This window comes from Alkaliphilus crotonatoxidans (assembly GCF_054658015.1).
Window position 1 is genome coordinate 650,777 of the sequence record NZ_BAAHXS010000006.1, and the last position, 19,838, is coordinate 670,614.

Consider the following 19,838-nt stretch of genomic DNA (forward strand, 5'->3'; position numbering starts at 1 on the left):
AAAATGAGGAGTAACCGGGTAAAGGCGGGGGTGGAACGGGCCCCCCATCGTTCTTTATTCAAGGCCATGGGTTATATCGACGAAGAATTAAATCGACCCTTAATTGGGGTTGCCAACTCGAAAAATGAAATTATACCAGGCCATACCAACCTGGACAAAATTGCCGAGGCGGTGAAGGCTGGAATTCGCCTGGCAGGAGGAACTCCCATTGAATTTTCAACAATTGGGGTTTGCGATGGGATTGCCATGGGGCATCTGGGGATGAAATATTCCCTGGCTTCCCGGGAGCTGATTGCAGATTCCGTGGAATCGTTGACCATGGCCCATGGCTTCGACGGTTTGGTGATGATTCCCAACTGTGATAAGGTGGTTCCGGGGATGCTGATGGCGGCGGCCCGTATTAATATTCCTACTGTGGTGGTTAGCGGCGGCCCTATGATGGCAGGCAGGGTGGGGAATCGCTCTGTCAGCCTTTCCAATATATTTGAAGCCGTTGGTGCAGTAAAGTCGGGTAAAATGTCAGAGGAAGAATTATATGAATATGAGGAAAAAACATGCCCGGGTTGTGGCTCCTGTTCAGGTATGTATACGGCCAACAGCATGAATTGCCTGACCGAGGTGCTGGGAATGGGCCTGCCGGGAAATGGAACCATACCTGCTGTTTTTGCCGAGCGGCTTCGATTGGCTAAAAAGGCCGGTATGACCATTATGGGGCTCTTGGAAAAAAATCTTTGCCCCAGGGATATTATGACCGGGAAGGCCTTTGAAAATGCCTTAACCGTCGATATGGCCCTGGGCTGCAGCACCAATAGTATGCTGCATTTACCGGCCATTGCCCATGAGGCCGAGGTTCTACTGAATTTGGAAATTGCCAATAAAATTAGCAGTCGTACCCCCAATTTGTGTAAGCTGGCTCCGGCAGGGCAGCACCATATAGAAGACCTTTATTTTGCTGGGGGCATACAGGCGGTGATGAAGGAGCTGTCGAAAAAGGAGCTGCTGTATTTGGATACAGTAACCGTGTCCGGTACCCTGAAGGAAAATGTACAGGGGGCCGAGAATCAGAATCAAGAGGTGATCAGACCCATTGAAAGGCCCTATAGTCCAACGGGAGGAATTGCGGTACTGAAGGGGAACCTGGCTCCCCAAGGATGTGTGGTGAAGCGTTCTGCCGTAGCAAAGGAGATGCTTCGGCATCGAGGGCCTGCCAGGGTATATGATTCTGAAGAAGCGGTGATCGAAGCCATCTTATGGGGACATATTAAGCCTGGTGATGTGGTGGTCATTCGATATGAGGGTCCCAAGGGAGGCCCGGGGATGCGGGAAATGCTCAGCCCCACCTCTGCTCTGGCGGGGATGGGACTGGATTCCACCGTGGCCTTAATTACCGATGGGCGCTTTAGCGGAGCCACCAGGGGTGCCTCCATCGGCCATGTTTCTCCAGAGGCCGCAGAGGGAGGGCCCATTGCCCTGATTGAGGAGGGGGATCTCATTCAAATCGATATGGTAAAGGGAACCCTGGAGCTGCTGGTGAAGGAAGAAGTGCTAAAGGAACGTAAAGCCCAATGGCAGCCGCCAAAGCCTAAGGTAACAACAGGGTATTTGGCCCGCTATGCAAAGCTGGTAACTTCAGCTACTACGGGAGCTGTGTTGAAATAGAACGAGGAGGTAAAAGAATGGAACTGACTGGTGCTGAAATTATTATAGAATGCCTTAAGGAGCAAAAAGTAGATACCATATTCGGTTTTCCCGGGGGAGCTGTTATTCATATCTATGATGCCCTTTACCGTGAAGGGGAAATCAGGCACATTTTAACCGCCCATGAGCAAGGGGCGGCCCATGCCGCCGATGGCTATGCCAGGGCCACCGGGAAGGTAGGGGTCTGTTTAGCCACCTCTGGCCCTGGGGCTACTAATCTTGTAACAGGAATTGCTACGGCCTTTTTAGATTCCATTCCCCTGGTGGCCATTACGGGTAATGTTGCCCAATCCCTTCTGGGAAAGGACAGCTTTCAAGAAGTGGATATTACGGGAATTACCATGCCAATTACCAAGCATAATTTTATTGTTAAAAATATTGACGAGCTGGCAGCCACTATGCGAAGGGCCTTTTACATTGCCCAGGAGGGAAGGCCGGGGCCTGTTTTAATTGATATACCGAAGAATATAACAGCCCAAAGCACTAATTATGAGTATGAAAGCCCCAATACAATAGCCGAGGGAGCGGCTCGGTATAACCCAACTGATATAGATCAGGCCCTGGAGATGATTAATAAAGCCCAAAGACCCTTGTTTTATATTGGCGGTGGGGTCATTCGATCGCAGTCCAGCAAAGAATTAAAGGAGCTGGTGGAATTAATTCAAGCACCCCTGACCTCCAGCTTAATGGGCTTGGGGGGCTTTCCAGGGAACCATCCTCTTCATACGGGGATGGTGGGAATGCATGGTACAAAGGCCTCCAATTTGGCAGTAACAGAATGTGATCTTTTAATTGCGGTGGGTACCAGATTCAGCGATCGGGTCATCAGCAATGTATCAGGCTTTGCCCCCAGGGCTGAGATTATTCATATTGACATCGACCCGGCTGAAACCAATAAGAATATCAGAACACGACTCTCTCTAATCGGCCCGATTAAGGAAATACTCAATCGTATTAGGGAAGGGGTCATTCCCGTCAGGTCAAGGGAATGGATTGATCAAATTCAGCAATGGAAAAGCCAGTATCCCCTAAGCTATGGTCAGAATGGGGTATTAAGGCCTCAATATATTATTGAGAAAATCCATGAGCTAACCCAGGGAAAGGCCATCATTACCACTGAGGTGGGGCAGAATCAAATATGGGCCGCCCAATACTTTGATTATACCGAGCCCCGCAGCTTTATTACCCCAGGGGGGCTGGGAACCATGGGCTTTGGTCTGGGGGCTGCCATCGGTGTGAAGCTGGCCCAGCCCCATAAAAGGGTATTTAACATTGCAGGCGATGGTTCCTTTCATATGAACTGTAATGAACTGTCCACCGCTGTGAAATATCGGCTGCCCATCATTGTTGTGGTGCTGAACAACCATGTTCTAGGTATGGTAAGACAATGGCAAAGCCTGTTCTTCGAAAACCGTTATTCCCAAACAAGCCTTGAGCAGGCAACTAATATCCCCATGCTGGCAGAAGCCTTTGGTGCCAAGGGCCTACAAATTACAAAGCCGCAAGAGGTTGAATCGGTTTTAAGGGAAGCCATGGAGGCCGAGGGGCCAGTGGTAATTAACTGTGAAATTGATCGTGATGAAATGGTATTTCCGATTGTTCCTCCCGGTGCATTAATCAAGGACTTAATTACGGAAGCAGAAGAAAAATAATTAAATATCTTGATTAATGGGAACTTATTTCCTCCTGTCTCAGTCTAATAAACTGAGAATAAACAACAAGGAGGAACAATCTATGAAACTAAAAAGAATCATTGCAGGGGCTTCACTGGTGGCAATTTTACCCTTTTCAAGCTTTGCAGCCCTGGGAAATCAATTAGAAATCTTGCCAGCCAATGATGATCAAGCAAAAATAATAAATGCTATGCCCATTAGCATTGAGCTAAGTGAATCAGTATATAGCTATTACAGCAGTTTTACGGGGACTGTAAAGGAAATAAGGGACTTTGAAGGTGTAAAAGGGGCCCGGTTTGTACTATTGGAAAATGAAGACGGGCAGCAGGCAAATTTAATTGTATCCGAGGATACCTACTATATTAATGACAATAAAATTACTCTGGGTGCTGAAGTAACGGGCTATTACGAAACCGATGCACCAATGCTAATGATTTATCCTGCTCAGTATAATGCGAAAATTGTTTCCGTTGACTTTCAGGATGAAAAGGTAAATATCAAGGCCGATCTTTTCGATCAAGATCTATTGAGCCGGGATCAATCATTAAAGCTGAATATTGCTGAAGATACTAAAATAATTACCCAGGAGGGGGAGGCCTTTGAGGGTGAGCTTCAAAATAGAAAATTGATTGTATTCTATGGAGCCACAACCAAAAGCCTGCCGGCCCAAACCAGCCCCAGCAAAATTGTGGTAATGAATGAGGATATCGAGGCACCTGTAGAGGATTTGGAGGATGAACAGGATTTATTGTGGGATGTTTCTACAATGGATATTATTGTTGAAGATCAACAGATAGAGGCACCTAAGGCCTATGCCAATGAAAAGGGGACTGTGATGGTTCCCCTGAGGGCCATAGCCGAAGCTTTAGATTTTGAGGTAAGCTGGAATGAAAAAGAGCAAAAAGTGGTTCTGAGTGATGACATTACCTTAAAAATAGGTGACAGCACCTATACTAAGCAGGATACTGCTCAGGAGCTGGAATCAGCTCCTGAGCTGGTGGAAGGAATGACCTATGTACCTCTTCAATTTTTCAAAACGGTAGCAGAGATGAACAATGCTTATGTATTGGAAGAGCAAATTGTAATTGATAATGGAGAGGTTATGGAATAGAATATATGAAAAAAAGGAAGGCTTTCCGGGTAGTTACCAGAAAGCCTTCCTTTTTTATTTTCTGTCTGCAAGGAGCCTATCGGCCATTTCTGCTGCCATCTGCTGGCATAGCTCAAATTCTTCCTTCTTAGGAGAGGATTTTGCTTCCACAGCTTGGCCCACAGTTTCCCATTTAATTCTTTCTGCAAACTTTGTCAGGTTAGAAACTCCGCCGCCGCTCCAGGAGGCAGTACCGAAAATCCCCAGGTATCGATCCTTCAGTTGAGCATTTTCAATCTTATGAATAACCGTTTCCATGGCAGGAAAAAGACCTGTATTATAGGCGCAGCTTCCCAGGATCACACCCTTAAATCGCCATATATCACTGATGATATAAGAGACGTGGGTTTTTGAAGCGTCATAAATTCGTATATTTTTTATTCCCTTTTCTGAGAGCTTTCTGGCAATGAAATCCGCCATCTTTTGGGTGTTACCATACATGGAGCCATATACAATGACAACTCCCTCCTCGGTTTCGCACTTGGACCATTGATCATAGTAGTCAATAATACATTGGGGCTGGGTTCGCCAAATGGGGCCATGGGTAGAGGCCACCACTCGAATATCAATATTGGCAGCCTTTAGCTTTTTAAGGGCCTTTTGTACCATTGCTCCATATTTTCCTACAATATTGGAATAATAGCGTCTAATTTCATCGGTATAAAATTCCAGGTTCACCTCATCGTCAAAGACTCCCCCGTCTAGAGTACCAAAGCCCCCAAAGGCATCACCGGAAAATAAAAGACCATGGTTTATTTCATAGGTCATCATAGTTTCTGGCCAGTGTACCATCGGCGTTAAATAAAATCGAAGCTGGTGCTTCCCTAGGTCCAATACATCCTCATCATTAATGACATAATAGTTGTCCATTTTTCCGTAGAAGTTTTCCAGTATCTCAAAGGTTTTTTTATTACCTACAATGGATAGATTGGGGTATTTGTCCTTTACTGCCGTAATGGCTCCGGAATGGTCTGGCTCCATATGGTTAATAATTAAGTAATCAACAGGCCGGTCTCCAATCAGCCCTTCAATTTTTTGTAAAAAGGCGTCCATTTTAGTATTTTTGACGGTATCAATAATCGCCACCTTTTCATCGTCTATCAAATAGGCATTATAGGAAACCCCTTTGTCTAAGGGCCATAGGTTTTCAAAAAGATGGGTTTCTCGATCATTTACCCCGATAAAATGAATTGAATCCGTTATTTTTACTGTGGTAACCAATGTTATTCCTCCTAGCTTACTTTTTATCCTATTATAACACATAAATATAGCTTGAAACCTAACCTTTTCATAAGCAATTATAAGTTATTTGATAAGGGAGTTATTGGCGAATAGTTTGCCTTATTATTTTCCAATAACGAGGGTAGTAGGTATACTATCAAAATTAGTCGAAAGATATTGTCAAAAACTAAAGACTAAATGGAATACAACTGTTTAGAAGAACTTTATTCATTAATGCTGTTAAAAATAGTAGATAGATGAAGGAATTTGTTTCAAAATAATCCCATAAAAGTATGTACATGCCAACCAAAAATGTATTAATATTATATTAATTTATAATTTTAAAACTATTGTTGTGAAATTGAATTAAAGGAGGGTAGCAGCTTTATATTTTATAAAAGGGGGTATTTAGAGTGAAGAGAAAGAGAATCATATCTGTTTTTTTAGTAGCTATGTTGTTGATGGTGAGTTTTAATTGGGCCTATGGGAAGGACTCTGTGGCTGAAACAGATGCAGAACTTTATTTACAGCAGGTTCAGGAAGCTAGAAAGGGCTTGCTTGAAGAAATTGATTTGTCAGAAAGAAAGAATCAAGAGATGTTTCCAGGGGAAAACAGCAGAAAATTTGAGCCAGACCAACAGGTAAGGATAATCGTTGAATTACATGGAAAGCCGGTGCCCTATGGATTAAAGAGCAAAGATTTGCTTAATCAAACCATGTCAGAGCAGTCAAGAATCATTGAAGATGTAAAGCAGGTTGTTGATTTAGAAGCAAGGCACCAGTTTGTACAGGGCTTTTATGGCTTTAGTGCCGAAACTGAATATCAAAATGTGGCTACCCTTGAAAGACAAAGAAACGTGAAGCAGGTGTACATTGCAGAGCGCTTTACCCTTGATATGAGCAATAGCAGGAAGATTATCAATACAGATGAGCTTGTGGAGGTGGAAGGGCTTTATGGAGATGGCACCGTTATCGCCATTCTGGATTCCGGGGTAGACCCAGACCACACTGATTGGGAAGATCTGGATGGTGTGGATGTGAAGATTACCGAGGATAAATTTAATAAATTGGCCAAAGAAACTGACGTTGAGGAGGTATATTATAACAGTAAGGTGCCTACTGGCTATGATTGGGCTGATAAGGACAACGACGTTACAGGCTATCGTTCTAACCACGGTATCCACGTTGCCGGAACCGCCGCTGGAAATGGGCGAATCAAGGGGATTGCTCCCAATGCCCAGATATTGGCCGAAAAGGTCTTTTCAGACTACGATGAATATGCCTATGAGGACGATATTGTGGCGGGTATTCTCCACGCAGTAACCTTTGAAGCCGATGTCATCAATATGAGCCTGGGATCAACAGCGGCCTTTTTAGACCCCGACAGGCCCTATCATCAAGCCATCAGCTATGCAGTAGACCAGGGGGTTGTAGTGGCAGTTTCAGCAGGAAATTCAGCTTTTTCCACCTTATGGAGCTATCCGCCCTATGCAGAAAATCCTGATATAGGCTTGGTTGGTTCACCTGGTCTGTGGTACGATACGATTCAGGTGGCCTCCTATGAAAATGATTATGTAACCTCATATTTTATGGAATATGGAAATAATCGCCGGGCTCAATATACCAATTCGGGACCCAATGCCATTATTCACTTTAACAAAGAAGATTTAGAAATTGAATATGCAGGCTTTGGCGGTGAAGAGGCAGATTATGAAGGCAAGGATTTTACCGGCAAGGTGGCCCTGGTTGAAAGGGGTGTTTATTCCTTTGTCGAAAAAATTGCCATGGCCGAGGCCCAGGGAGCCATTGGAGTCATTGTCTATAATAATGCTGCTGGAGGGGACGAGCTCTTAAGCATGGCCTATCCAGAAGATGGAACCATTCCGGCAGTTTTTGTGGGTAGAACAGCAGGGGTTGAGCTTCATAAGCTGGTTGATTCAGGTAATGCAACAGTAAAATTTGCAGGCAAATTTGGTGAGGAGATCAATGGAAACCGCACCCGAATGGCAGGCTCCACCTCCTGGGGATTAACCTCAGACCTGGCCTTCAAGCCTGAAATTACTGCACCGGGGGCTAATGTTTGGTCTTTATCCAATAATGATCTATACACCAATATGAGTGGGACATCCATGGCCGCCCCCCATGTGACCGGTGGGTCAGCTCTATTGGTTCAGTATTTAAGAAAGCACTTCGATCTATCTCAAAATCGTGATCAGGTGGAATTCATTAAATTAATGTTGATGAATACATCAGAGATTATTCTTGATCCAGATAATAGTCATCTTCCCTATTCTCCGAGAAGGCAGGGGGCGGGACTGATGAAGCTGGACCGAGCAGTACAGACCCCAGCCTATGTTTATACTAATATCACTGATGATCATCGCATTGGCGATTATACAAGAAAGAGTGGGGCTGTAACCTTAAGGGACGATGTTACTCAAACCTTTGAATTAAACTTAAGCACCATTAATGAGGCGGAGCTTTCGGTTCCCTATGTTGTCTATTCTTCGGTATATACCGACGACAAGCAGGACGGCTTTTTAACAATGAAGACAAGGCCCTTGGTGAATGCAGAGCTTAAGCTGCTTAGTTCAACCGGGGACCATGATGATACCGTAACAGGCCTTGTCTACGCTTCTGCTGGTGAAATTAATACTTTGACCTTCCAGTTGGATTTATCTGAGGTCTATCTTGAACCAGAGAGCTTCGTTGAAGGCTTTATAGAACTGAGGTCCTTAACAAATGAATACCCCACCCTATCGGTTCCCTTTGCAGGCTTTTATGGCGACTGGAATCGGCCAAAAACCATTGACACTGCTTTTTGGGAAGGTGACAGCTATACTGAATATACAGGGTTATATGACAATGACATGCTGAATTTATATAATATAGAAGGCTACCCCACTGATTTTCTGCTGGATAATTATCGGCATATGGTGGGACTGGGCTTCAATATGAAAGGGGAATTTTCAAAGGACACTATAGCCATTTCACCCTTTACCGATTTTAAGGATAGTGCCCAGGCGGTTTATACCCTGTTGAGAAATGCCAGAGAATTTAAGCTAGTGATCGTGGATGAAAAGGATCAGGTGGTAAAGGAGCTGTTTGACAATGGTCAGTTTACTAATCCCGACGGGACAAAGCCCTTTGAAGAAGGAATCAGGAAAAATGTATTGGCATCATCGCCCTTAACCCAGTACCCCGCATTATTTAGCTGGGACGGAACGGATCAGCAAGGAAACATAGTTCCCGAGGGGCAATACTACTTCAAGGTGATTACAAAAATTCATTATGATCATATTCGACCCATCAGTACCCAATCCTATAAAATCCCTGTAAAGGTAGACTTAACACCACTAAAAATCAGTAACCTGAGAATTGAAGGAGATACCTTAAAATGGGAAGTAGATAACAGCGACCTATTTGGTTATACGATCTTTGTAAATGGTGACATAGTAAAGGAGACCATGGACAATACCCTTCAGCTTCCCGGAATCAGTGAACAGGACAGCATTGTGGTGGTGGCGGAAGATATTGCAGGAAATTTATCTTCAAGGCAGCTAGACAATCAAGTAAATAAACCCGATGAGCCTGAGAAGCCTGATAGCTCTGATAACTCCAGAAGCTCCCGCACTGGCTCTTCGGGAACCAGCAGGTCAAGACAGCAGGAAACGCCTAAAGCTGGTAAGGAAATAGGGCGAGATGGGGGCCTGGTAGAAATGGTGGAAGGAAGGCTGTCAATTCATTTTCCGGCAGGAGCTTTGTCTGAAAATACCCTTATGTCAGCCCAGGAATTAGATAAGGAGGTCCTATTAAGGGCCAAGGAAGGCGGTCGTTCCCAGGGCTATCAAACTGTTACCGATGTATATAGTCTAGTGTTTGACCCTGATCGTTCCCTTAATCAGCCTATCACCCTGATATTCCCCTTAGATAAAGTAAACCAGAAAGATAAGAGGCTGATGGGAGTATACAAATATATCGAGAGAATCAACCAATGGATTTATGTGGGAGGCAGCATCAATCGAGAAGGAGCCATGACTGCTGAGGTTGACAGCTTGGGCACCTATGGAGTGCTATACTATGAAAAAATCTATCAAGACATGATGAACCATTGGGCGAAGGATGAAGTTATGGTAACTACTGCAAGGCATATTACCCGGGGAATCAGCGATGATATATTTGACCCCAATGGCAATATCACTAGAGCCCAGTTTGCAGCCTTGTTGGTCAGGGCCTTGAATCTGCCCCAGGAGCCTTTCCAGGGACTATTTAAAGACGTACAGGCCAATCAGTGGTTTGCAATAGAGGTGGAAGCCGCAGCCAGGGCCGGTCTGGTGATGGGGCATGATGGAAGCTTTAATCCAGATGATCAAATCAGCCGTGAGGCCATGGCCACCATGCTGATACGAGCCCTGAAATATAGTGAAGGCTACCACCCTGCTCCCATTACAACAGACGGGGCTGCCATCAGAAAACAATACAGTGATACGGAGCATATTTCTTCATGGGCGGTGGAGCCAATCAATGAAGCAGTAGCCCGGGGCCTGATGACAGGAATGGATGCAACAACCTTTGCCCCCCGACAAACAGCCACCAGGGCCCAGGCAGCCGTTACGATTTATCGGCTGCTACAGAGATTAAATAAACTATAAGTTAGATAAGAGGATTACCTGCTAATGGGTAATCCTTTTTTTGGTCAAAAATATTTTGTATAATCATTGTTAATCAGATAAACCCTGTTTAAGAAAAAATAGTTGTAATATGGGTGAAGGAGCAGTATAATATAAACATAAGATTAGAAACTAAACAAATGCTTAGGAGGTGAACTATGACAAATCGTGAAGAGGAAATACTACGGTTAATTCGTCAGAACCCTTTGATTTCTCAAAGGGAATTGGCAGAGGAATTAGGTATTACCCGTTCTTCAGCGGCGGTTCATATAACAAATCTTATTAAAAAGGGCTATATTAAAGGAAAGGGCTATGTGGTACAGGAGGACCCCTATGTATGTATGGTGGGGGGAGCCAATATGGATATTCAGGGCTTCCCTGGAGGGACCTTTCGATTCAGAGATTCTAACCCAGGGTCTGTCAAGCTTTCGTTAGGGGGAGTAGGCAGGAATATTGCTGAAAACATGGTTAAGCTGGGCTTAATGACAAAGCTGTTGACTGTGGTGGGGGGGGATCTCTACGGCAGTAAAATCTTAGAGGAAGCCAGGCAAATAGGCCTTGACATGGAGGCTGCCCTGGTTTTAAAGGATCAACGGACCTCCACCTATCTTTCAATTTTAGATGACCAGGGTGATATGCAGGCAGCCATTGCCGACATGGAAATTATGGATCGACTGTCGGTGGATTATATCAAGGAAAACAGGCACATCATTGAAAATGCCCAGGTCACTGTGATTGACACCAATATTCCCAGAGATACAATTGAGTATATTGTTTCAAATTTCAAGTCACCGGCCTTCTTTTTAGATACTGTTTCGGTGGCAAAGGCTGAAAAAATTAAAGATTTTATTGGACTGTTCCATACAGTTAAGCCTAATCGCCTGGAGGCAGAGGTTTTAACCGGTATTAAAATTAAAGATTTAGCCGATGTAAAAAGGGCCGCCAAGTATTTGCTTGACACAGGCGTCAAAGAAATTTTCATAACCCTTGGTAAGGATGGAATTTATTATGCTGATGGCAGTTCAGAAGCCCATCTGAGATTGCCAGAGGTGAAGGTGGTAAATGCCACCGGTGCAGGGGATGCCTTTACGGCTGCATTGGTATATGGTTTTTTAAAGGGAATCGAACTAAAGGAAAGGGCACATATGGCGGCGGCAGCCTCAAACCTGGCCCTATCCCATGAAAATACCATCAATCCCTTTATGTCAATAGAAGCAATCAATCAAAAAATGAAGGAGATAGGATTATGTTAGAAAAATATTTAGAAATTCAACCAGCGGTTTTAGAGGCTATTCAAGCCGGAAAGCCTGTTGTGGCTTTGGAATCTACAATTATTTCCCATGGTATGCCCTACCCTAAAAATGTAGAAACGGCTTTGGAGGTAGAAAGGATTATTAAGGAACAGGGAGCTGTTCCGGCCACTATTGCTATTTTAGAAGGAAAGCTAAAGGTTGGTCTTTCACAGGAGGAGATCGACTATTTGGGAAAAGCAAAAAATGTGATTAAAACCAGTAGAAGGGATATTCCCTTTATCGTGGCAAAGAAAATGGATGGCGCCACCACAGTGGCCTCAACCATGATCATTGCTGCCATGGCCGGCATTAAGGTTTTTGCTACTGGCGGAATCGGTGGAGTTCATCGTGGAGCCCAGGAAACCTTTGACATTTCTGCTGATCTGGAGGAGCTGGCTCAAACCAACGTCGCTGTCGTTTGTGCAGGGGCCAAGTCAATACTTGATATTGGCCTTACCCTTGAATATCTTGAAACCAAGGGAGTTCCGGTAATTGGGTATCAAACCGAGGAGCTGCCGGCCTTTTATACAAGGAAAAGTGGATTTGGTGTAGATTATCGGGTTGATTCACCATTGGAATTGGCCAGTGCCCTTAAGGCAAAATGGGATTTGGGCCTGACGGGTGGAGCCGTTGTTGCTAACCCCATTCCTGAAGCCTATGCAATGGATTTCGACAAAATTAATAGGGCCATTGAAGAAGCCCTTCTGGAAATGGAGAAAAATGATGTCAAGGGAAAGGAAAGTACCCCCTTTCTATTGGCAAAGGTAAAGGAAATTACCGCAGGGGAGAGCCTGGAGGCCAATATTCAATTGGTCTACAACAATGCTAGGCTAGGGGCTCAACTGGCTCTGGCACTATCAGATTTAGAATAATAAAAGCTTATGTTCAGCAGGATTGCGTTTATCGCAATCCTGTTTTTGCTTTTGAAGCTGCGATTGCTGTATATTTGAAATTGTTATATTTTATCAATATATCATACATTTATAAAAATTTCATTTTTTAATGACATAATTAGACAAGAAATTTAATGAAAACCCATTACAATATAAATAGTAGAAATTTGTAACTAATCAAGTTATACTATTTTTACAACCAATTTTTGAAAGGAGGGTTTCCATGTACTATATTTTAACAGGAGCTGTTGCTTTTATCTTTTTTGTTTTATTTGATTACTTTACCCTGAATAATCAGGGAAAGCTAAAAAAAATATTCGGAATACTGGGTCTGGGGGTGCTTATCTATTCTGCCATCATGGTAACGGTTGTATCTGAAAAAATAACATTACCAATGACAGTCAGGTTGATGGGGGGAATATTATGGCTATTGTCCATGGCTTTATTAGTGTATTCACTGTTTTTAGAGCTGCCCTTTGTTCAAACCTATGGAAAAAAGGAACATAACCATAATCTGGTAAACACTGGCACCTATGCCCTGTGCAGGCATCCTGGTGTACTCTGGTTTGGTTTCGTCTTTTTGTTCTTCTTTTTTACTACTGGGGCTGTTCTATTGATCCCCGCAGGAATTATCTGGACAATCATCGATATTCTTCATGTTTATTTGCAGGAGAAAATGTTTTTTCCTAAAATGTTTCCAGAATACGGTAAATACATAAAAGATACACCTATGTTAATTCCTAATCGCAAAAGCATGATGAAATGCAAAGACACATTATATATAGGGGGCATAAGGAATGATTAATTTGCAAGAAATGCTTCGACAGGAAAGCTATGATAAAGTTTGGGAAAAATATTGTGGTTTTTTAGATTTGAACTTACAAGAATTTATGGCTATACAGGAAAGATTGCTAATGGAGCAAATTGAGCTTTTATCCCGTTGTCAGCTGGGGAAAAAAATCATGGGAGAGGGAGTAAAACCTAAAAATATAGAGGAATTCAGACAATTGGTGCCCTTAACCACCTATGAAGACTATGCAGATATATTGTTGAGTAAAAATGAAGCTGCCCTGCCTTCAAAGCCGCAATATTGGATTAAAACCACATGGAAGGGTGGAACCCATGAAATTAAACTGGCTCCTTATTCAGAAAGTATGATTGAAGAGCACACAAAGGCCTTTATTGCCAGCCTCATACTGGCCACCAGCAGGCGAAAGGGAGAATTTTTGCTAAGGGAAAATGATAAATTCCTTTATGGAATGGCTCCCCTGCCCTATCTGACAGGTCTGGCACCCTATGGGGTAAAAAATGAAATTAATTTTGAATACCTTCCTTCCATTGAAGAGGCTGAACACTTAAGCTTTGAGGAAAGAAACAAAATGGGCTTTGAGCTGGCTTTGACAAAGGGAATTGATTTATTTTTTGGGCTTTCAAGTGTATTAGTTAAAATTGGTGAGGATTTTGCCAAGGGCTCTGCAACAGGTAAAAGGGGCTCGTTATTATCAGCAGATTTTAAAATGATGTATAGATTAATTCGGGCATTCATCAAAAAAAATATAAAAAATGAGACAATTTTACCAAAGGATTTGTGGGATATTAAAGGAATACTATGTGCAGGAACCGATACCCATGCTTTTAAAGAAAAGATTGAATATTATTGGGGTAAGCGACCCATAGAAATTTACGGAGGCACAGAAATTGCCACTGTAGCCACTGAAACCTGGGGTGACAGTGGACTTACCTTTTTTCCTGATGTGAATTTCCTGGAATTTATACCAGAAAAGGATTCCCTTAAAAGTCTTAATAATAAGGAATTTGTACCTAAAACCCTACTGCTTAACGAGATCAAGCCGGGTCAGCGCTACGAACTGGTAGTGACGAAGTTTAGAGGTGGTGCCTTTGTACGTTACCGTGTAGGTGACATGATTGAATGTTTGTCGTTGCAAAATGAAGCCTATGGAATTCACCTGCCTCAAATAAAATTTGTAGACAGAATTGCCAATGTAATTGATCTGGCAGGATTTACGAGGATTACCAAGGCCACCATTGATAAGGCCATGGGTTTGGGCAAAATACCAATCAAGGATTGGGTGGCATGTAAGCAGTATGAAGAGAAAGAGCCAGTATTACATATTTATTTAGAGCTGGAGGAAGGCGTTGAAGCTGGAGAAGATGTAAAGGAGAGGCTCCATAAAAGCCTGCAGGAATCTGATTGTGATTATCGGGACATACAGATGCTTTTAGGAAAGGACCCCCTTAGAGTCACATTACTGCCAAAGGGGACCTTTGAAAAATACCAAAATATGTACAAGGGGCCTATCACCAAAATGAACCCATGTCAGGAAATAGTCGAAACATTGTCTAATTGCAGTTAAAAATTCGTGAGGTGATTCTGTGGAGTCCAATTCCTATTTAATTTTAATTCCCTTCCTTTGCTTTGTTTGCTATTGTGTTTTGTTAATCATTTTGATTGGGTCAAGGAAGAACAAAATTGCCCGGCACTATGCCTTTTACATTATTTCCATGGTTGTTTGGAGCTTTGGGGCCTTTGTAATGCGTGCCAATTTTCCGCCGGGCCCCCTGTTTTGGAATCGAATTCTCTGTGTGGGGCTTATCAGCATGCCCGTTATCTTTTATCACTTTACCCTGGTGCTGACAGACACGATTAATCAGAAAAATAAGCTCTACTTTGGGTATATTTCTGGTGCTTTATTGATTATTGGGAATTTTAGCGGCTTTATTACTGCAGAGGCCTATGTAGAACGTAATTATTTTTATTATACCTTAGGGCCAGGGGCTTCCCTTATGGCCCTTTGGAGCCTTAGCTATTTATTGTTGGCCTTCATCAATATAATTAATAAGGTGAAATCTAAAGAAATTCCCATTGCCAGGGTGAAGCTCATATTAATGGGTTCAGGCTTAATGATATTTGGGGGGCTTCTTAACCTGTTTCCAAGTCTTGGCCGCTACCCGTTGGATATCCTTCTGAATACCTTCAATGCATTTTTTATAGCCTATTCAATTTATCGGTATCGCTTTTTAGAGATCAAGCTGATTGTTAAAAAGGGGATGGCCTATTCCCTTTATACACTGTCTCTAACAGGGGCCTATATCATTGCCATTTTTGGTGTACAGCAGATTTTTATTATGCTCCTGGGCGATACAAGTATGTTTTCCACCCTGGTGATTGCTGTGATCCTGGCGCTGGTTTTTCAGCCCGTTAAAGACATCATTCAAAAATGGATTGATCGGCTGTTCTACAAGGAAAGTCTGAACCATCAAATTATTTTAAGGGATTTCAGTAAAATTATCAATAATCAATTAGACCTAGAGGAATTGACGGATTCTTTATTGAAGGCCCTTCAAAGGGGATTGAAGCCGAGAAAAATCCACTTGCTTCTAAGGCAGGGTAAGGACGAGTACGTTCTTTTTAATCCAACTGCCAGGGAAGACTGGATGCAGGATATAAAATATAATGGCAATCATCCGATTATACAATGGTTTTTACAGGGGAAATCCCTTCTAACCCTGGCAGAAATAGAGAATCTGCCATATTTTACGGGGTTGTGGCGAACAGAAAAGAAGCAGCTATATAGAATGGAAACAGAATTAATCGTAGCCATTAAGCTAAGGGAAACGCTGATCGGTTTGATTATTTTATCTGATAAAATGGGAGGCGAAGCCTATTCCCATGGAGAAATGGATTTTTTATTTACGCTGGTCAATAATGCTGCTGTGGTAATTGAAAATGCTAAGCTCTACGAGGAAGCCAAACGTCAGGCCATTACCGATGGGCTGACAAAGCTATATAACCATCGGTACTTTCACGAGGTGCTGGGGCAATATATCAAAGGTAAAACCTGGAAGACCTTTTCTGTGGCAATGATTGATGTGGATTTATTTAAACTTTATAATGACTTATACGGCCATTCTGCGGGCGATCGGGCCCTGGCCAAAATAGCAGAGGTACTAAGGGAAGCCACAGGGGAAGAAGATATTATTGCCCGTTACGGTGGAGAGGAGTTTGCCATTATTTTGCCCAACATTGATGCCGATAAATCCTTAAAGGCGATAGAGACTATACGCAGGGCCGTTGAAAATAAATTTTACTCGGCTGAATACATCAATGAGTTCCTGACTGTTAGTATTGGAGTAGCCAGTTACCCCAGGGACGGATCGACCCCGGAAGAAATACTGGATTGTGCTGACAAGGCCATGTATGCCGCCAAGCAAAATGGCAGGAACCAATGTATGATCTATGCCCGGCATCAGGAAAGTCAGCTTTTACAGCATAACGATGAGCTGGAAATAATGCAGGATAGTATTAAGTCTGCCTACTTTTCAGCCATTTATGCCCTGGCCGCCACCATTGATGCCAAAGACCATTATACCTATGGCCATTCGGAAAATGTCTCTAGGTATTCTGTAGCCCTGGGAAGGGCAGCGGGCTTTACTGAGGAACAAATTGATATCGTCAGGAGTGCCGGACTGTTGCATGATATCGGTAAAATAGGGGTACCTGAGGCAATTCTGACCAAAACAACCCCCTTAACCCCAGAGGAATTTGAAATCATGAAAAAGCATGTGGATATTTCCATTACCATTATTAAGCATGTACCCAATCTGGTTAAAATGATTCCTGCAATCATGTGTCATCATGAACGTTTTGACGGCAAAGGATACCCAAGGGGGATTAAGGGAGAAAGCATTCCCATTGAAGGCAGATGCCTGGCTATAGTTGATGCCTTCGATGCCATGACCACCGATCGTCCCTATCGAAAGGCCTTAAGCATTAAAGAGGCCCTGGGGGAACTGGAAGGAAACAGTGGTACGCAATTTGATCCGGAATTGACAAAGATATTCATTAGACTGTTTGATGAGGGGAAAATAGAGGTTGCCTAAGGGATCGGATAAAAGAAACAGAGTCTTTTCTGAAGCACAATCAGGATGACTTTGTTTTTTTGTGGTAAAATAGAGTAGATTCATCGTATTTTTTATAGTAACTGTAAATAACTAAGCTTTGAAAGGAATGTTGATTAAATATGAGTAAAGTGTTGGTATTAGCAGAAAAACCCTCAGTAGCAAGAGACATTGCCAGCGTATTGAATTGCAGCAAAAAAGGAAATGGATACCTGGAGGGGAGCCAATATATTGTTACCTGGGCCCTGGGTCACTTGGTAACCCTGGCTGATCCAGAGGCATATGATCATAAATATAAATCATGGAAGCTAGAGGATCTGCCCATTTTACCCGGGGAGCTGAAGCTGGAAGTCATTAAGCAGAGTGGCAAGCAGTTTAATACGGTCAGTCATTTGATGAAGCGAAAGGATGTTTCAGAGATTGTCATTGCCACTGATGCAGGACGTGAGGGGGAACTGGTGGCCCGTTGGATAATTGAAAAGGTTCAGAGTAAAAAGCCCATCAAAAGACTTTGGATTTCGTCGGTAACCGATAAGGCAATTCGAAATGGTTTCCAACAATTGAAGCCCGGTAAGGATTACGAAAATCTTTATGCTTCGGCTGTGGCCAGGGCTGAGGCCGATTGGCTTGTGGGGATCAATGCCACCAGAGCCTTAACAAGTAAGTATAATGCACAGCTTTCCTGTGGCAGGGTTCAAACTCCCACCTTGGCCATCATAGCTAGAAGGGAGGAAGAGATTCAGCAATTTCAGCCAAGGTCCTATTATGGAATTGTGGCTCAGGCCAATGGTCTGAAGTTAACCTGGCAAGACAGTCAAACTAAGGATATCAAAACCTTTAATAAAGAAAAAAGAGATACAGTAATGACCTCTTTAAAGGGAAAAACGGGTTTCATTACCGAGGTGGCCCAACAGCGGAAAAAGAACGATAGCCCCCCATTATATGATTTGACAGAGCTGCAGCGGGATGCCAATAGATTATTTGGTTATTCCCCCAAGGAGACCCTATCAATTATGCAGCGACTTTATGAACAACACAAGCTTTTAACCTATCCTCGAACAGATTCACGATACTTGACAACTGATATCGTTGATACCCTCAAGGATCGGATCAAGGCCTGCGGGGTAGGACCCTATCGAAATCTTGCAGCCAGGGTAATTAAAAGACCCCTGACAGGAAAGCTAAACTTTGTTGATAATAACAGGGTGACAGATCATCATGCCATCATTCCAACAGAGCAATCGGTATTTCTTTCAGAATTAAATGACAGGGAGAGAAAAATATATGATCTGGTGGTAAAGCGTTTTTTTGCAGTTCTATTCCCGCCCTTTGAATATTTGCAGACCAATATCAAGGTTAAGATAGGTAATGGGGATTTTGTAGCTAAGGGTAAGGTGGTATTACAGCAGGGCTGGAAGGAAGTCTACGGTGCCTTGGAGGACAGTGAAGACTGGGAGGAGGCAAGGGAGGAATTGAAGGAGCAGCTTCTCCCCTCCCTTCAAAAGGGAGACTCTATAAAAATTATTACGTTATTGGAAACAGAGGGAAAAACCAAGCCCCCTGCTCCCTTTGATGAAGGAACGCTCCTTTCAGCCATGGAAAATCCTCAAAAATACATGGCCCCAGAGGATAAAGATTTAATTAAGACCATCGGGGAAACGGGCGGTCTTGGGACTGTTGCCACCAGAGCCGATATTATTGATAAGCTTTTTAATAGCTTTTTAATAGAAAAAAGAGGTAAGGGGATATTTCTTACTTCCAAAGGAAAGCAGCTTTTAGACCTGGTACCAGAAGATTTAAAGTCCCCAGCTTTAACAGCCCAGTGGGAGCAAAAGCTGAGCTTAATTTCAAGGGGAGCTTTAAAAAAGGAATCCTTTGTTAAAGAAATGCGGCACTATGCCGGCAGTGTTGTCAAGGAGATTAAAAACAGCCAGGAGCAATTTAGACACGATAACCTAACCAGGAATAAATGTCCTGAATGCGGCAAATATATGCTGGAGGTCAATGGAAAAAAGGGGAAAATGTTAATATGTCAGGATCGTGAATGCGGTCATCGAAAAACCGTTGCCCGGCTGACCAATGCCAGATGCCCACAATGCCACAAGCGACTGGAGCTAAGGGGAGAAGGGGAAGGACAAACCTTTGTATGTCAATGCGGTTATCGGGAAAAGCTGTCTACCTTTAATGAAAGGAAAAAGAAAGAAAAAAATACGGCTTCCAAGGGCGAGGTGACTCGCTATCTACGGGAGCAAAGAAAAGAGGCTGACAAATCCATCAATACAGCTCTGGCTGATGCATTGTCAAAGCTGAAGTTAAAATAA

11 protein-coding genes are annotated in these 19,838 nt (G+C 43.2%); 10 read left to right on the forward strand and 1 reads right to left on the reverse strand.

Translation table 11 applies throughout. The features are described from left to right. Positions 1-3: 3 nt before the first annotated feature. The 3 genes from ilvD to ACYQ1I_RS15145 all read left to right on the forward strand — a co-directional run bounded on the left by ilvD (position 4) and on the right by ACYQ1I_RS15145 (position 4,482). Positions 4-1,659, forward strand: a complete 1,656-nt coding sequence (gene ilvD / locus ACYQ1I_RS15135; protein ID WP_459766792.1) for a dihydroxy-acid dehydratase — start codon at positions 4-6, stop codon at positions 1,657-1,659. 17 nt (positions 1,660-1,676) lie between these two features. Continuing rightward, positions 1,677-3,350: a biosynthetic-type acetolactate synthase large subunit gene (gene ilvB, locus ACYQ1I_RS15140; RefSeq protein ID WP_459766794.1), complete on the forward strand. Its 1,674-nt coding sequence runs from the start codon at positions 1,677-1,679 to the stop codon at positions 3,348-3,350. A gap of 82 nt (positions 3,351-3,432) precedes the next feature. Further along, entirely contained in the window at positions 3,433-4,482 is a 1,050-nt protein-coding gene (locus ACYQ1I_RS15145; RefSeq protein WP_459766796.1) for a copper amine oxidase N-terminal domain-containing protein, read from the forward strand. A 54-nt stretch (positions 4,483-4,536) separates the two neighbouring features. Here the strand turns inward: ACYQ1I_RS15145 and ACYQ1I_RS15150 are convergent, their stop codons facing one another. Then, positions 4,537-5,742 (reverse strand): FprA family A-type flavoprotein, encoded by a 1,206-nt coding sequence (locus ACYQ1I_RS15150; RefSeq protein WP_459766798.1) that lies wholly within the window; start codon positions 5,740-5,742, stop codon positions 4,537-4,539. A gap of 413 nt (positions 5,743-6,155) precedes the next feature. Here ACYQ1I_RS15150 and ACYQ1I_RS15155 point away from each other — a divergent pair, with 413 nt between their 5' ends. The 7 genes from ACYQ1I_RS15155 to ACYQ1I_RS15185 all read left to right on the forward strand — a co-directional run bounded on the left by ACYQ1I_RS15155 (position 6,156) and on the right by ACYQ1I_RS15185 (position 19,838). Further along, the gene (locus tag ACYQ1I_RS15155; RefSeq protein WP_459766800.1) at positions 6,156-10,394 is read left to right on the forward strand and encodes a S8 family serine peptidase; all 4,239 of its coding nucleotides are present in this window, start codon (positions 6,156-6,158) and stop codon (positions 10,392-10,394) included. A 176-nt stretch (positions 10,395-10,570) separates the two neighbouring features. Beyond that, positions 10,571-11,665, forward strand: coding sequence for a PfkB family carbohydrate kinase (locus ACYQ1I_RS15160; RefSeq protein ID WP_459766802.1), 1,095 nt, complete (start codon positions 10,571-10,573; stop codon positions 11,663-11,665). Then, positions 11,659-12,576, forward strand: a complete 918-nt coding sequence (locus ACYQ1I_RS15165) for a pseudouridine-5'-phosphate glycosidase (RefSeq protein WP_459766804.1) — start codon at positions 11,659-11,661, stop codon at positions 12,574-12,576. Before ACYQ1I_RS15160 ends, ACYQ1I_RS15165 begins: the two co-directional genes overlap by 7 nt. A 244-nt stretch (positions 12,577-12,820) precedes the next feature. Continuing rightward, positions 12,821-13,402 (forward strand): methyltransferase family protein, encoded by a 582-nt coding sequence (locus tag ACYQ1I_RS15170; protein WP_459766806.1) that lies wholly within the window; start codon positions 12,821-12,823, stop codon positions 13,400-13,402. Further along, positions 13,395-14,972 (forward strand): GH3 family acyl-acid amido synthetase, encoded by a 1,578-nt coding sequence (locus ACYQ1I_RS15175; protein WP_459766808.1) that lies wholly within the window; start codon positions 13,395-13,397, stop codon positions 14,970-14,972. Before ACYQ1I_RS15170 ends, ACYQ1I_RS15175 begins: the two co-directional genes overlap by 8 nt. 19 nt (positions 14,973-14,991) lie before the next feature. Further along, entirely contained in the window at positions 14,992-17,499 is a 2,508-nt protein-coding gene (locus tag ACYQ1I_RS15180) for a diguanylate cyclase (RefSeq protein WP_459766810.1), read from the forward strand. A gap of 140 nt (positions 17,500-17,639) precedes the next feature. Then, a complete protein-coding gene (locus ACYQ1I_RS15185; RefSeq protein ID WP_459766812.1) occupies positions 17,640-19,838 on the forward strand; it encodes a DNA topoisomerase III in 2,199 nt (732 codons plus the stop codon).